Consider the following 14,375-nt stretch of genomic DNA (forward strand, 5'->3'; position numbering starts at 1 on the left):
TTTATAATCAATCTGCAAAAAGCATTGGATATCGTGTCCTGGTTCTTCGATTTCCAATCTTTTTCAACTTTCCCTCTAGTAGCCTTCTTCGTAAAGGACTCAAGGTATCCAGAAATAGCTTACCTTCAATGTGATCATATTCGTGTTGGATGATACGGGCTGTTTCATCAAAGAATGTATCAGTATGCCATGCAAACTGTTCATCCTGATAGGACATCACAATACTTTGACTTCGAGACACTCTTTCATGTATATCCGGAATACTGAGGCAACCTTCTTCATTCAACCAGTTATCAGTACTATATTCTTCAATAACGGGATTCAAAAATACTTTACGGATACCTGGCGCATCTCTGAAATGCAATTTTTTATCTGAATGCATCTTTGTAAATCCGCTTGTACTATCAATTATAAACAATCGTAATAAGACATTAACCTGAGGAGCGGCCAATCCAACTCCTCCAGCATAGTCCATAGTATCCCACATATTGGCAATCAGTTGAGGGAGGTCTGGATAATCAGGCGATACAAACTCACCTTTCTTACGTAAAACAGGCATTCCATATGCCACAACAGGTAGTATCATATATTCTTTTTCACAAAGTTGCAGCGTATAAGGTATTCCCCATAGTAATTTTTAGACAGTTGGCTAACTTATCACAGTATGAACCCGACACATATCTATTCTTGTTCATGATAAAATTAGCTGCTTATGCCAGTAGACCTATTCAGACATATAGTAAAGAAAGAATCCTCCTCTTATTTTCAGACCTTTACACCATCCTCTGATCTGACATCAGTTATTGAATACTTTTTTCTATATACCATAACATCTTCCCGAAAAGAAGAGCTTGCTTTTGCAGATGGTATTCCTATTCTGGTATTCTTATTAGAGAAGTCCTCAGCAATTCAATTTTATACAACAACAGATACACAGGCAACTACAACAGAAGGTTATCTAAGCGGACTCTTTTTAGAGAAAACGTATATTGAGTCGTTATACCCCGGCCAGCAAATGTTAGGAGTTCGCTTTACAGCAACTGGTTTATATAACCTGCTACAAAGGCCCTTATCAACATTAGCAGATCATATATTTCATGATGTGGATACGTTATTTGGGGAGAACAGACCTATGCTCTATGAATCATTTACCATTACAGAAAAAATAAATACAATTGAGAAATGGATACGTGAACAACTCAAAGGTCACATTGTTTCAACAAGCTTATTTGAAGAAATTATCTATTATATCTGTACACATCAGAGCGAAATAAACCTTCGTGAACTAGCAGTGCGTTTTCAGGTAAACTATAAATGGCTCGAACGTAAGTTTCTGATATATACAGGACTCACACCAAAAGAATTTATACGACTACAGCGTTTTCTTCCTTGCATCTTTGAACTACAGGAAACAAATGGTAATGACTTAATGGGCTTAGCTATTAATCATGGGTTTTACGACCAGAATCATTTTATTAAAGAGTTCAAACAGTTTACCCAAAAAACACCTTTACAATTTCTTAAGCATTCATTACAACCACTATATAAATTACCGGACTAAGTAGATAACGTCTTTGCCCTCTTAGCTAAAGAGAGTAGATTGACAGAAAATAACTATTATTCTCCATCAACCAAAGGATACAATCATTTACGCTTTTCTGATATTTTAAATACTATTGTTTGTTATACAAAACTTACTCTATTCTTCATATAATAAGAGATATCGATGCAAACAGTTAATACACCCAGTGTTCGCTTGTTTTTCTAAAGATGTACTCAACTATATCTTTTTCACTCCCAATCCTGGTTCACCATTCACGGAAAGTATACCATCTTTCAGAATGAATCCACCTGAAACAACATCCTTTGCCAGGTCCAAGCTTCCATCCAGATCCAGATATTTTGTATTAGGACATGCCAATGCGGTATGAAGTGCTGCCACTATACTGATAATACTTTCATCATTACAGCCCCACATTAAATCAATATTTGCCTTCCTGGCAATCTGCGCGATCTCCATTGCCTGAGTAATCCCACCACACTTCATCAGCTTAATATTAAAAATCCCACAGGCTGCAGGTGATTCAGCCAAACGGAAAGCATCCTGAGGAGTTACTAGTGATTCATCAGCTGCGATAAGCAACTTTTGCTCTTCTGGCAGATTTTTCATTTCCAGTATCTGATAGGCAGGCAATGGTTGTTCTACCAATTCGATATTTAATGTACCAATCTGCTGATAAAATCTACTTAGATCCTGTACTGTATACCCCTGATTTGCATCAATACGAATTACAATATCGTTTCCATATACTTCGCGCAACTTTACTATTCTTTCGATGTCTTCATCCAGTGATTTTCCCAACTTTACCTTCAATACACGAAAACCACGTCCTACATACTCCTCTGCTTCAACAAGTGTAGCTTCCACATCTTTAATGCCTATAGTAATAGAAGTAGGTAAAGATGTTATCTTTTGTCCCAGGAAAGATGTTAATGGCACTCCCAGATACTTAGTGAATACATCCAGCAAAGCTGTTTCCAATGCAATACGGACACCTGGACTTTTAGGGTACCATTCTTGAACTTCCCGACACAATGTCCCTATATGACGGATATCTCTCCCCAGCAACCAATCCAGTTGAGGAGACTGTACAGCCTTCCACATATCATCCAGCGACTCTCCTACTACGTAAGGACTTGGATTGGCAGCTCCTAACCCATACAACTCGTTTTCAGTAACAATCTCGACAATACAATTCTCAACTGAGGATACTGTTTTATAGGCTATGGTATAAGGTCGGATTAATTCCAGATTAGGACGACTAACATATATGTGTTTGATCTTCATTGGGGTTCTTGGAGGTTGTTTTGTGTTTGTAGACAGTTTCAGTAGGTTATATTCTCACTTTGCAAATCAACTCCGGTAAGAAAGAAAAAAAATAAAAAAGGGACAAGTTTTGAAACCTGTCCCTGATATTTTTATTAAGATGGCAGCTACCACAGAGCCAAACCAATTACTAACAATATTCCTAGTTTACACAGATTGAAAATAATCCTTGTCATAGTTGTAGACGTTTATCATCTACTCTTTATGAGGGCATTTCAGATAATGTAACCTTACTCACAATCAACTTATTGCAAGATGGTATGTAAGGTTTTCACAGATAAAACAAGTCCGTTAATCAATAGGATTAATCTTTCGGATGGCAATCCGGTTAAGATCTATTTCTTCATCCTCATGTTCCAGGTAGAAGTTGTCAAAATCTTCCAGCATATAGGTCTCATCTTTTGAAACTTTACCTGTATCAAATGAATTCAAAAGGGTAGGTAATAAAGTCAGGTTTGTCACCATTGAGATAAGCATAGAGGCTGACATGAGGATTCCCAGTGATTTTGTCCCTCCAAAACTTGACCACACAAAAATTACAAAGCCGACAAAAAGAATAATCGATGTATAGATAATGCTGGGACCTGTCTCCATCAGTGTATCACTCACCGCCTGCCTGATGGCTATTTTTTTATAGAATATCTCCTGCCGATAGTGAGCCAGATAATGTATGGAACTGTCCACAATAATACCAAAAGAAATACTAAAGATCAAAGAAGTACTGGGCTTTAAGGCTATTCCCATGAATCCCATCAATCCGCCTGTAATTAACAAAGCTACAAAGTTAGGGATTAGTGAAATGATGACAACACGCAGGTTAAGGAACAAAACCCCGATCATGAGCACAATTACGACAAAGGCAGTTATAAGGCTGGATGCCAGACTGTCATTCAGATATGCATTCCCTTTGGCAAACAACACAGTCGTACCTGTTACATTTGCCTTCAATTTGGTTGACGCAAATGTTTTCTCAATAGCAGGCCGGATCATATTACTTAAGGTCGTATCCATAGAATAAGATCCCAGGTCAGCAATCTTCATTGAAATACGAACATATTGGCCCGTAGAGTCCACAAAAGAGTTTATCAATCGGCTACCAATATTGGAGGTATCTTTGGTAGAACTCTTACCCAGCATGTTTTTCAGGTATAACAATACAAAACTCCTGTCCATTTTGGTTGGCAACCCATAAAACTCAGGATTATTGTTATAATAAGCCTGTCTTGCTGCTTTTAGAAACTCTACAACAGATACAGGCTTTGTAATGTTGTGATGTCCGGAAAGAATCTGCTCAAACTCTTCAATCTTTTCCAGATTCTTCAATTTAAACACCCCCCGTTTTTCGCCTGTGTTAATCACAATTTCCAGTGGCATAATGCCCTGAAAGTTTCGTTCAAAGAATCGCAGGTCTTGTACTACGTCACTGTCTTCAGGAAGATCATCTACCATGTAACTAACGGCCTTTATCTGATAGATTCCCCAGAAAGACAACAAGGTAGCTACGATAGTAATACCATAAATCCAGTTAGGATGGGTATTAATCCGTTTATCAACCCATGTTAGCGCAGAATTAACAGGTTTTGAATACAGGTAACGTAGTTTCTTCTCATTAGGAGCAGGCATATAGGAGAAGAAAATAGGAATCACAACCAGGCAGATAAAAAAGGCGACAAATACATTGATCCCCGCTACAATACCAAACTCTTCCAGAATAGCTACATCTGTAAATATGGAACCAATAAAACCAGCAGCTGTAGTAGCATTGATCATAAAGGCAGCCAGTCCTAGTTTAGCAATCGTCCGGATCAAAGCCAGATTCTTATCTCCGTGTTCTACATATTCCTGATGGTACTTATTTAACAAATAAATACATGTAGGCACCGTCATGACAATGATAATGGCAGGGAGTAAAGCTGTCAACAGATTTATTTTGTATCCAAACAAGCCCATTGTTCCTACTGTCCAGAGTAATACAACCATTACTGCCAGTGTACAACCAATGACGGCATCCCAGGCCTTAAAAAAGGCAAAAATGGTTACAATAGTTACTACAACAGACAGAATCAAAAACAGTTGAAGTTCCTTCTTCACTTTGGTTGACATAACAGACCGAACAAAAGGAACTCCGGCATAATGCAACTTTACACCCGTTTGGGCAGAAAATTTGTCGCCCAGTTCCATCATCGCCTTCGTAAGTGGCAGACGTTTGGGAGAGTTTAATATCGTTTTATCAATGGAAACCAGAATACCCGTTGCACCATTTTCTGAATTAATAATCTGGTCTTTATAAAATTGTAACTGATTCACGAAACGTAACAGGCTATCCAACTCAGCCTGTGAAGAAGGGTGCTTTTTAAAGATTTTCTCCGGATAGAGTTTTTTCTGAGCACTATCCTTTGCCAGATACTGCAATCCTGGCAATGCTGTAACATTAACTATACCTGGAATCTCAGATAAACCCTTGGTAAATTCCTGTAAGTGCTGAAAATTTTTTAATTCATATAATGCACTATCCTGCAAACCAATAGCAATGATATTTGCATCTTCTCCAAATGTCTTTTTAAAATCCCGAAAATACACCATCTCCGGATCATTGACTGGAACAACTGCTGTGTAATCATAACTCATCTCCAGATTACGCATCTGGTATCCCATAAACGCAGTAGATACAACCAGAAAAATAATCAGCAGTGTCCGGTTCTTAATGATAAATTTTGCAATGCTAGTCCACATCACTTAATTCAATAAAATAGAAACAATAGTCAAATATTTACAAAAACGTAAACCCGAGGCTGTAGCGTATAAGAAGCCATCTTACAGAAGTGCATCCCTATCAAATATGGCTATCAAATCAAAAAGGCGCGTCAAAGGTACAGAATACAAATGAGTTATTTCATGAAAAATCAAATCAAGCTTTCTTAAAAACTTACACTACAGTAAAAAATCGTGCTAAATTTGGACTTAACCTGCCTTGACAGATTATCATAAAAATTAAACCAAAATTTTGTAAGGAAATTCGAATTGTCTATTAAATTTGCGCTGCTTAAAATTGAAAGAATACAAGATTTTAAGTACAAGCTTTCTAACAAAGGAGCTTTTATACTGAGTATTAGGGACTTGAATTTATAAACACATTTACTCATATGCGTGATTTAAAAGTTTTCGTAGGCGTTTTGGTATTTCTTTTCATGGCTTTCAGAGCTACACAATGTGGTTCTTTATATAACACCATTCAGCAGAAAGATCCTAATGCAGAGAGCGACTACGTTTATGGCACAATAGACGGCCCGGCTAAACAGTTGTCCAACAAATATGAGGCTGATCCTGAGCAAGACAAAAAAGCTACTCAAATCCGGGAGAAATTCTTTGGTGGAGCAGCTCAGGCAGAAGCAGGCAACTAAGAAAAAATTATATAGCAAAAAAGGTGCATCCCTGCACCTTTTTTGCTTTTAGACTACTACCCAATTTTCATCCGGTATAAGTTTTTTAATACACCAGAAAGGTACCTTTTTTCAGGAGATTGTATTTTTCTGCCATTAGGCAGGTTCATTTTAACCCCGACTTACTGCCATGACTTATCAGAAAATTGTTAACTATCTGGGAACTGAGGCATCTTATTTACTAGAATATACCAGTCAGACCATTCCCAAAGAAACGCTTCACTTACCCTCTCCTGACTTTATAGACAAAATCTTTGTTCAGTCCAATCGTTCTCCACAGGTTTTGAGAAGCTTGGGACAACTGTTTCAGTCAGGCAGATTAGCTGGAACAGGATATTTATCTATTCTTCCTATTGATCAGGGAATTGAACACAGTGCAGGAGCTTCGTTTGCTAAAAACCCTATTTACTTCGATCCTGAAAATATTGTCAAGCTGGCAGTAGAAGGGGGATGTAACGGGGTTGCCACGACATTTGGGGTATTGGGTATGATGTCCAGAAAATATGCCCATAAGATTCCTTTCATTGTCAAGATCAATCATAACGAATTGCTAACCTATCCCAATAAATCTGAGCAGATTTTGTTTGGAAGTGTTCGGGAAGCATGGAATCTGGGAGCAGTAGCCATTGGAGCCACAGTATATTTTGGTTCGGATGATGCCACACGTGAAATTGTTGAAATATCAAAAGCTTTTGAAGAAGCTCATGCACTTGGAATGGCAACTATCCTTTGGTGCTATACCCGCAACTCTGCATTTAAAAAAGAAGGTACGGACTATCATGTTTCAGCAGACCTAACCGGACAGGCAAATCATCTGGGTGTAACTATCCAGGCAGATATTATCAAACAGAAATTGCCAGAAAATAACGGTGGATACAAAGCGTTAAATACAGGAGCCAGCAGTTATGGAAAACTCGATGAACGCATCTATACACAGCTAACCTCCGACCACCCTATTGATCTGTGCCGCTATCAGGTAGCTAATTGTTATATGGGACGTGCCGGATTGATCAATTCAGGAGGAGCCTCAGGATCATCTGATTTTGAGGATGCTGTAAAAACTGCTGTGATCAATAAACGTGCAGGTGGTATGGGTCTGATATCAGGCAGAAAAGCATTTCAACGCCCAATGAATGAGGGGGTGGCATTGCTTAATGCCATTCAGGATGTATATTTGACCCCGGAAATAACAATAGCCTGACATTTTTGTTCTGGACTATTGTATTAATTAGTTATTTAGCCTGACTTATTAGAGTTATTGTATTGATTATCAATAGAAGTGTATAAACTTCTGTGTGTTTATTTTTGTTCAACAAAAAAATCAGTTTAGAAACAAAAAGATAAGATCTCTGAATATGTATACGTGCTGAGTTTTTATAGTTATCAGTATGCTCGTATAGTGTCTTATATTCAAATCCGACTTTTACTCCCTACGAAAGAACATGTCCTGGTTTATCAGAAAAGAAAAAGGCATCAATACGCCTACAGAATTAAAAAAAGAAACACCGGATGGAATCTGGTACAAATGTCCTGAATGTAAAAAAGTAATGCATACCCGTGAGCTCAAAGTGAATGCTTACACGTGTATTCATTGCAACTATCATGAGAAGGTAGGTTCTGTAGAATACTTCGAGCTTCTGTTTGATAACAATGAGTTTACAGAACTGGATACGCAAATGACCTCAGGAGATCCACTACAGTTTACAGATACCAAGAAATACCCTGAGCGTGTAATTGCTTCTCAAAAGAAAACGGGTTTAAAAGATGCTCTCCGTTCTGGATATGGTAAAATGAATAATGTGGATGTAGTGGTAGCTTGTATGGACTTTGCGTTTATTGGCGGATCTATGGGTTCTGTAGTGGGTGAAAAGATTGCACGGGCTATTGATTACTCATTACAACACAAGATTCCTTTCCTGATGATTTCCCGTTCAGGAGGTGCCCGAATGATGGAAGCAGGGTACTCACTTATGCAAATGGCCAAAACTTCTGCCAAATTAGCATTATTAAATGAAGCAGGTATTCCCTACATCTCTTTGTTAACTGATCCAACTACTGGAGGTGTTACAGCTTCTTTCGCCATGCTAGGTGATTTTAACATAGCAGAGCCGGGTGCAATGATTGGTTTTGCTGGACCTCGCGTTATTCGTGAAACGATAGGCAAAGATCTTCCCAAAGACTTTCAGAGTGCCGAGTTTGTCTTGGAACATGGCTTTCTTGACTTTATTGTACATCGCAAAGAATTAAAAAACCGCTTAACATCTCTATTGGAGATGTTGAAATAAGGGATTTTTGACGTTTCTCAACGAACTATCTATTCTAAATAGTTCGTTGAGAATCAAAGCTTTTATTTTTATCTCTTACAGTTAATTTATTTTTCACGTCAATACACTACTCCCCAGCCCAGTTTTCGCGGTCCAGACTACGGTATTGTATAGCTTCAGCAATGTGTTCTGTCAATATGGCTTCACTGTTGGCTAAGTCTGCAATCGTTCTAGCCACTTTTAGAATACGATCGTAAGCTCTCGCAGATAAATTAAGACGTTCCATCGCACGCTTCAACAGGTTCTTACCTACTGTATCAATCTCACACATTTGTTTCACTATTTCAGGTGGCATCATGGCATTGGCATGTATACCTTTGTAAGATTCAAAACGTTGAGTTTGAATATTGCGGGCTTTGATTACTCTTTCCCGAATCTGAGCACTACTTTCAGACTTGCGGTTAGCAGTCATTTCATCAAAGGAAACCGGAGTTACTTCTACATGCAGATCAATTCGGTCCAGCAGTGGACCACTAATTTTACTCAAATAGCGGTGTACTACTCCCGGACCACAAACACAGTCTTTTTCCGGGTGGTTGTAATACCCACAAGGACAAGGATTCATACTGGCGATCAACATAAAGTTGGCTGGAAACTCTACCGTCTGACGGGTTCTCGAAATCACCACTTTCCGTTCTTCCAGTGGCTGTCGCATCACTTCTAGAACTGTGCGTTTAAACTCAGGTAGTTCATCCAGAAACAGAACGCCGTTATGTGACAACGATATTTCACCAGGCTGAGGAATACCCCCTCCTCCAACCAATGCTGCATCACTAATGGTATGATGGGGACTACGAAACGGCCTTCTGGATACCAGTGCTGCCAAACTACCTAATTTGCCTGCCACGGAATGGATCTTGGTTGTTTCCAATGCTTCCGGCAAAGTAAGTGGAGGAAGAATAGAAGGTAACCGTTTTGCCAGCATTGTTTTTCCAGCTCCGGGAGGGCCAATCATGATTACATTATGACCACCTGCGGCTGCAATCTCCAATGCCCGTTTGATGTTTTCCTGTCCCTGCACATTGGAAAAGTCCGCTTCATATTCATTTTGTGTATTGAAAAATATTTCCCGTGTATCAGACACTAAAGGTTCAATAGTAAGCTTTCCTTCCAGAAACTCTACTGCATCATTAAGATTCCCTACACCAATTACATCCAGATTATTGACAATGGCTGCTTCAGCTGCATTCTCTTTAGGCAAAATAAAACCTTTGTATCCATTTTTACGGGCTTCAATGGCAATTGGCAGTACTCCTTTAATAGGACGTAAGGTACCATCTAGTGCCAGTTCTCCCATAATAATGTACTGGTCCAATATTTGTGTAGAGAGTTGTTCAGAAGCGACAAGTATACCCAAGGCAATAGGTAAGTCATAAGCAGAACCTTCTTTCCGAATATCAGCAGGAGCAAGGTTAACAACAACTTTGGTACGTGGCATGCGAAAGCCAATATGTTTAATGGCTGTTTCAACACGTTGTTGACTTTCCTTGACAGCACTGTCTGGTAAACCTACCAGGAAAAAATGTTGCCCCTGACCAACACTTACTTCGATAGTAATAGGAAAGGCATTAACCCCATAAACGGCGCAGCCGTATGTTTTGGATAGCATAGCTAAAAAATAGACGAATAAGTAAAAGAATATAATATGCCTCTGATTGACAAGGCTAAGACAAACAGAAATATATTTCAGAGATGAAAAAGTAACATATTTCGTTATTTGTTTAAAGTGCGTGAAAATAAGAGTACTTGTATGAAGCGAAAAGAGAAACCTGTTTCAGAAAGCAGGTATGTAATAAAAAAAATGAAAGGTGTAAAAGGTTCGTTTCCCGAACAAAGTACTATCTTTGTAAGTTTAAAAGATTTTAGATACTAAATACTTATTACTATTTTCTCTGATTCATTTCTTTCCTAACGAATCATGTCCAATCAAGCTGAACGTCTGAAATCGCTACGTCAGAAAACCAATCTGAACCAGCAGGAAGTTGCCGATAAAATAGGCAAATCCCGGTCTCGTATTGCTATTTACGAAACCCAGTCTCAGGTTCAGATTCCTTCAGATGTACTTCAAAAGTTATCACAGATATATCATACCACACCTGAATTTATTTTATATGGTACAGTACAGCCAGTAGTGCAACCTGTTACACAACCTGTGAACGGAAATCCCCGTATTACAGGTGGTGATATGCGCATTTTGGTTGTTACTACAGACCGAGCAGGTGAAGAAAATACAGCTTTTGTTCCTGTAAAGGCCCGGGCAGGTTATCTGGTGGGATATGGTGATCCGGAATTTATTCAGACTCTGCCGACCTATTCTATTCCTGGCTTTTCAGAAGGAACCTACCGTGTATTTGAAGTAGAAGGAGACAGTATGCAAGAAACATTACGCCCTGGTGATTTAGTGGTTACCCAATTTGTAGAGAACTGGAGAAATCTGAAGAATGATAAAATGTATGTAATTGTATCAATAGATGGAATTATTATAAAACGCATTCATAACCTACTAGATAAGTCAGGAGGGATTGTCATTGTATCAGATAATCCACAATTCAATCCAGATTTCTTACATTCAGACCAGATTATGGAAATCTGGGAGGTGAGAGCAACTATCAGCCGTAATCTGGATCGCAAAAAACTTAATTATATATAATTACGATACATTTCATCGTATTCTCCTGTAAACTGGCTTTCCATGAGTTTCTTTACTAAAAAACGCGTAAAGCGTTTTTTTCTTTTTATAATAATCTTCTTAGTAGTGGCTGGAGTAGCCTTATTTCGTCCCGTAGATCGCACTCCATATAAGGAGATGTCCTATTACCAGCAATTCAGAGAAAACGTAGCACTGCTGCCTCCAGTCAAAAAAAATCTAAATGCAGACACATTACAAGTAGGATGGGCTAAGGTGAGTATTACACCTGATTATCCTATGCCAACAGCTGGGTATGGGCAACGACGAGGCAAAAAATATACTGCTATTCATGATTCTATCTGGGTTCGGACATTTGTGTTTGACAATGGGGTTCAGAAGGTAGCTTTGTTGAGTGCAGATCTACTTATCATTGCTCCGGAAGTTACTAATGCTTTAGCAAAGCGTCTACCTGAAATAGGAATGTCTATTGATCAGGTATATCTGTGTGCTACACATTCACACAACAGCATTGGCGGCTGGGCTGATAAGATAGTGGGACTTCTGATCTCTGGTGAGTATGATCCGAATATTGTGACTTTTATTGCTGATCGTTTTTTGGAGTCTATTCGCCTTGCTAGTCAGAATAAAGAAAAAGCTGCTATTGGAGCAATTGCCTTACCTGCGGGAGAACTGGTTGAGAATCGTTTGCGAAAAAGTAATCCTACAGATTCATTGCTCCGAGTAATGGAGATTCGTAAAAAGTCTGGAGCAAGAGCCATACTAGCTTCTTTCTCGGCACACCCTACTATTATCTCAGATAAAGACATCCGCCTTTCACGCGATTATCCAGGTGTACTGGTAGATACATTGGAAAGTGATTCTCTTATTGACTTTGCTGCATTTTGTGCAGGGACAGTTGGAAGCCATCGGGCAGAAATAGATGGCCCAACAGAATGGAAGATGCTTGAAATGGAAGCTAGTCTACTTGCCCAAAAGATTACAGCCGGATTACCCACTATACCGTTAACTTACCAGAAAGAGCTACGAATAATATCCTTACCATTACCTTTGCGAGACCCTCATTTTCGTATTACAGAAAACTGGCGTATCCGTCCCTGGGTATTTTATTCATTATATGGCAATTATCCTTCTGTAGTGAAAGGTTTGCGGATAGGCAATGTGATCTGGGTTGGAGGCCCTTGCGACTTTTCAGGTGAGCTTACGCCTCTGGTACAGCCTTTTGCTCAGTGGCAGCAACGTCCTCTGTTTATTACTAGCTTTAATGGTGGGTACATTGGCTATGTGACTCCTGATGCCTACTACGATTGGACCGCCTCCGAAACTCGTGATATGAATTGGTTCGGGCCTTATAATGGCTCCTATATTTCGGAAGCAATGCATGAAGTAGTAAAGTATCTGGAGCGGTAAAAGCGATTTTCGATAAAAAAGTTATTTGATTTGGAATCTGATTATCAGTTTGTTGAAAACATTTTACTAGATTTTTATAAATATTTTTCGCACGGACCATTGACAGATATCTTTTTTTTAATACTTTTGCAATCCAATTCAAGCACAACAAGCTGGTATTGACCCATGGTGTAATGGTAACACTACTGATTTTGGTTCAGTCATTCTAGGTTCGAATCCTAGTGGGTCAACAAAATAAAAAAGCCTTAAAACATTGTTTTTAAGGCTTTTTTTATGCCCTTTTCTCCAAAATTCGCTTAAAATGAAAAAAGCATCTTGTTTTGTTTGATGAGCTAAGGCAAAACACAAAACTTACCTGTTAAAGTATTAATATATTAAAGAGAAGATGGAGCACAATTAATTACTACACACATGGGATATCAGTTCTTATATTAGATTGGTGGAATTCTCTTTTTGTTCATTTATTTTTTTGCCTACCATTGTTGGTTTGATTAGACGTAATCTTATGTCCATTACTTTAATTAATCTGTTCATGGGTTGGACTGTAATTGGTTGGGTAATTGCTATTGTCTGGGCTAATAGCCGCGATCCTAAAACAGTAATTGTACCACAAAATCTGGAAACACCTAAAGTTTCTCTTACAGATGAGCTAGAGAAACTGGCAAAACTGAAAGAAAAGAGGATCTTAACAGATAGCGAATTTGAAGAACAAAAAAGAAAGATATTAAATGCAGTCTGATTTGCAGAGTGATAGTATCTAGAAGGATGTGAATAACGAATTAGTTTAGGCTATTTGATTTCTTTACTTTTTAGAAACTCAGGAATCATTCAGTAATACAGAATATTTTAAAATTGAAATAAACACCTCCGGAATATCTTTAGGGTTGTTTATCTATCTGAATGGGTCAGTCCAATGGTTCCATGGCAGTAGACAGGATTAACTCGGCGCTCTTTACTTTCCTCGCTGAAGGGACATTAGTTAAGTATACTATCTTCTTTGTATATTTGTCTGACAGAAGTGGTGAAATTGGAAGACACGCCTCCACAAAGTGAGGAGTTGATAGGGGAAACCACTATCATATTGCAGGTTCAAGCCCTGCCTTCTGTCCTGATGTTTTTCCTACAAATTGGTATCTTGTATTAAGTAATTTTTCTTCCTGATCCCACTTAACCACATTAATCAACCTCGAACGTTTTCTACATAGTGGTTAGCTTATAGGTAATTACCTGTTTTGCCGTTCAGCAAAGTTTTAAAATAGGCAAAATGCATCCATTTACTTTGTATCTAATTCCATTATAAATGTCATTAGACATCTAGATTATATACAGTATGAGTCAAAATCCACGAAAAGAAATCCTAAAAGGTTTTCTGAAAAAGCATACACCACAAAGAGAAGAATTGATTGCCTTTATCGACTAGGATTTGCGTGATAAGGATGTTGAAGAAGTGACTTATCTTTTTACAGAACTAAGTAAGGAGGAGAATACTGGCCTATTGCTACAATTCACTATTATGATTTCATAGGTGCTAAAATACCTGTTAGTGATAGAATACAGGAGAATCATGGTTTAAGTGTGGATGTGATAAGGTCTATATCCCTTGTTGTTTCACATCCCTTTGTTTAGGATTTTCATTAGGATAGTGGCATTTAATTAATGATTCATCC

General features: G+C 38.4%; 11 protein-coding genes and 2 tRNA genes. 9 read left to right on the forward strand and 4 right to left on the reverse strand.

The features are described 5' to 3' along the window. Nucleotides 1-7: 7 nt before the first annotated feature. A complete protein-coding gene (def, locus tag QNI22_RS26090; protein ID WP_314515186.1) occupies nt 8-586 on the reverse strand; it encodes a peptide deformylase in 579 nt (192 codons plus the stop codon). Between the two features lie 126 nt (nt 587-712). On the opposite strand from def, the gene QNI22_RS26095 reads away from it, so the two are divergent. Beyond that, complete coding sequence (locus QNI22_RS26095; RefSeq protein ID WP_314515187.1) at nt 713-1,561, forward strand: helix-turn-helix domain-containing protein; 849 nt, start codon at nt 713-715, stop codon at nt 1,559-1,561. Between the two features lie 219 nt (nt 1,562-1,780). Here QNI22_RS26095 and QNI22_RS26100 read toward each other — a convergent pair whose 3' ends face one another. Further along, on the reverse strand, nt 1,781-2,848 hold the full coding sequence (locus tag QNI22_RS26100) for a mandelate racemase/muconate lactonizing enzyme family protein (protein ID WP_314515190.1): 1,068 nt from the start codon (nt 2,846-2,848) through the stop codon (nt 1,781-1,783). Between the two features lie 330 nt (nt 2,849-3,178). Then, complete coding sequence (locus tag QNI22_RS26105; protein ID WP_314515193.1) at nt 3,179-5,620, reverse strand: efflux RND transporter permease subunit; 2,442 nt, start codon at nt 5,618-5,620, stop codon at nt 3,179-3,181. Between the two features lie 410 nt (nt 5,621-6,030). Between QNI22_RS26105 and QNI22_RS26110 the strand changes: the two genes are divergently transcribed. The 3 genes from QNI22_RS26110 to accD all read left to right on the forward strand — a co-directional run bounded on the left by QNI22_RS26110 (nt 6,031) and on the right by accD (nt 8,612). Then, nucleotides 6,031-6,288, forward strand: coding sequence for a hypothetical protein (locus tag QNI22_RS26110; RefSeq protein WP_313976879.1), 258 nt, complete (start codon nt 6,031-6,033; stop codon nt 6,286-6,288). A gap of 169 nt (nt 6,289-6,457) precedes the next feature. Then, complete coding sequence (locus QNI22_RS26115) at nt 6,458-7,528, forward strand: class I fructose-bisphosphate aldolase (RefSeq protein WP_314515195.1); 1,071 nt, start codon at nt 6,458-6,460, stop codon at nt 7,526-7,528. Nucleotides 7,529-7,769: 241 nt separating this feature from the next. Continuing rightward, the gene (gene accD, locus QNI22_RS26120) at nt 7,770-8,612 is read left to right on the forward strand and encodes an acetyl-CoA carboxylase, carboxyltransferase subunit beta (protein WP_314515196.1); all 843 of its coding nucleotides are present in this window, start codon (nt 7,770-7,772) and stop codon (nt 8,610-8,612) included. Nucleotides 8,613-8,718: 106 nt separating this feature from the next. On the opposite strand, the gene QNI22_RS26125 is transcribed toward accD, so the two are convergent. After that, nucleotides 8,719-10,260: a YifB family Mg chelatase-like AAA ATPase gene (locus tag QNI22_RS26125; RefSeq protein WP_314515199.1), complete on the reverse strand. Its 1,542-nt coding sequence runs from the start codon at nt 10,258-10,260 to the stop codon at nt 8,719-8,721. A 309-nt stretch (nt 10,261-10,569) separates the two neighbouring features. Between QNI22_RS26125 and QNI22_RS26130 the strand changes: the two genes are divergently transcribed. From QNI22_RS26130 to QNI22_RS26150, 5 genes are all read left to right on the forward strand, one after another. After that, complete coding sequence (locus QNI22_RS26130; RefSeq protein WP_314515202.1) at nt 10,570-11,301, forward strand: XRE family transcriptional regulator; 732 nt, start codon at nt 10,570-10,572, stop codon at nt 11,299-11,301. Nucleotides 11,302-11,343: 42 nt separating this feature from the next. Then, entirely contained in the window at nt 11,344-12,708 is a 1,365-nt protein-coding gene (locus QNI22_RS26135; RefSeq protein ID WP_314515204.1) for a neutral/alkaline non-lysosomal ceramidase N-terminal domain-containing protein, read from the forward strand. Nucleotides 12,709-12,867: 159 nt separating this feature from the next. Further along, nucleotides 12,868-12,938 (forward strand) — tRNA-Gln (locus tag QNI22_RS26140). A gap of 209 nt (nt 12,939-13,147) precedes the next feature. Continuing rightward, nucleotides 13,148-13,447 (forward strand): superinfection immunity protein, encoded by a 300-nt coding sequence (locus tag QNI22_RS26145; protein ID WP_314515206.1) that lies wholly within the window; start codon nt 13,148-13,150, stop codon nt 13,445-13,447. Between the two features lie 273 nt (nt 13,448-13,720). Continuing rightward, nucleotides 13,721-13,816 (forward strand) — tRNA-OTHER (locus tag QNI22_RS26150). Nucleotides 13,817-14,375 lie beyond the last annotated feature (559 nt).

This window comes from Xanthocytophaga agilis, from assembly GCF_030068605.1.
Taxonomy (GTDB): Bacteria; Bacteroidota; Bacteroidia; order Cytophagales; family 172606-1; genus Xanthocytophaga; species Xanthocytophaga agilis.

What these genes read in the sequence shown, in the direction of transcription:
- QNI22_RS26125 (WP_314515199.1), bottom strand. Translation starts at nt 10,260, where the DNA reads ATGCTATCCAAAACATACGGCTGCGCCGTTTATGGGGTTAATGCCTTT.
- QNI22_RS26110 (WP_313976879.1), top strand. Translation starts at nt 6,031, where the DNA reads ATGCGTGATTTAAAAGTTTTCGTAGGCGTTTTGGTATTTCTTTTCATG.
- accD (WP_314515196.1), top strand. Translation starts at nt 7,770, where the DNA reads ATGTCCTGGTTTATCAGAAAAGAAAAAGGCATCAATACGCCTACAGAA.
- def (WP_314515186.1), bottom strand. Translation starts at nt 586, where the DNA reads ATGATACTACCTGTTGTGGCATATGGAATGCCTGTTTTACGTAAGAAA.
- QNI22_RS26105 (WP_314515193.1), bottom strand. Translation starts at nt 5,620, where the DNA reads ATGTGGACTAGCATTGCAAAATTTATCATTAAGAACCGGACACTGCTG.
- QNI22_RS26135 (WP_314515204.1), top strand. Translation starts at nt 11,344, where the DNA reads ATGAGTTTCTTTACTAAAAAACGCGTAAAGCGTTTTTTTCTTTTTATA.
- QNI22_RS26100 (WP_314515190.1), bottom strand. Translation starts at nt 2,848, where the DNA reads ATGAAGATCAAACACATATATGTTAGTCGTCCTAATCTGGAATTAATC.
- QNI22_RS26130 (WP_314515202.1), top strand. Translation starts at nt 10,570, where the DNA reads ATGTCCAATCAAGCTGAACGTCTGAAATCGCTACGTCAGAAAACCAAT.
- QNI22_RS26095 (WP_314515187.1), top strand. Translation starts at nt 713, where the DNA reads ATGCCAGTAGACCTATTCAGACATATAGTAAAGAAAGAATCCTCCTCT.
- QNI22_RS26115 (WP_314515195.1), top strand. Translation starts at nt 6,458, where the DNA reads ATGACTTATCAGAAAATTGTTAACTATCTGGGAACTGAGGCATCTTAT.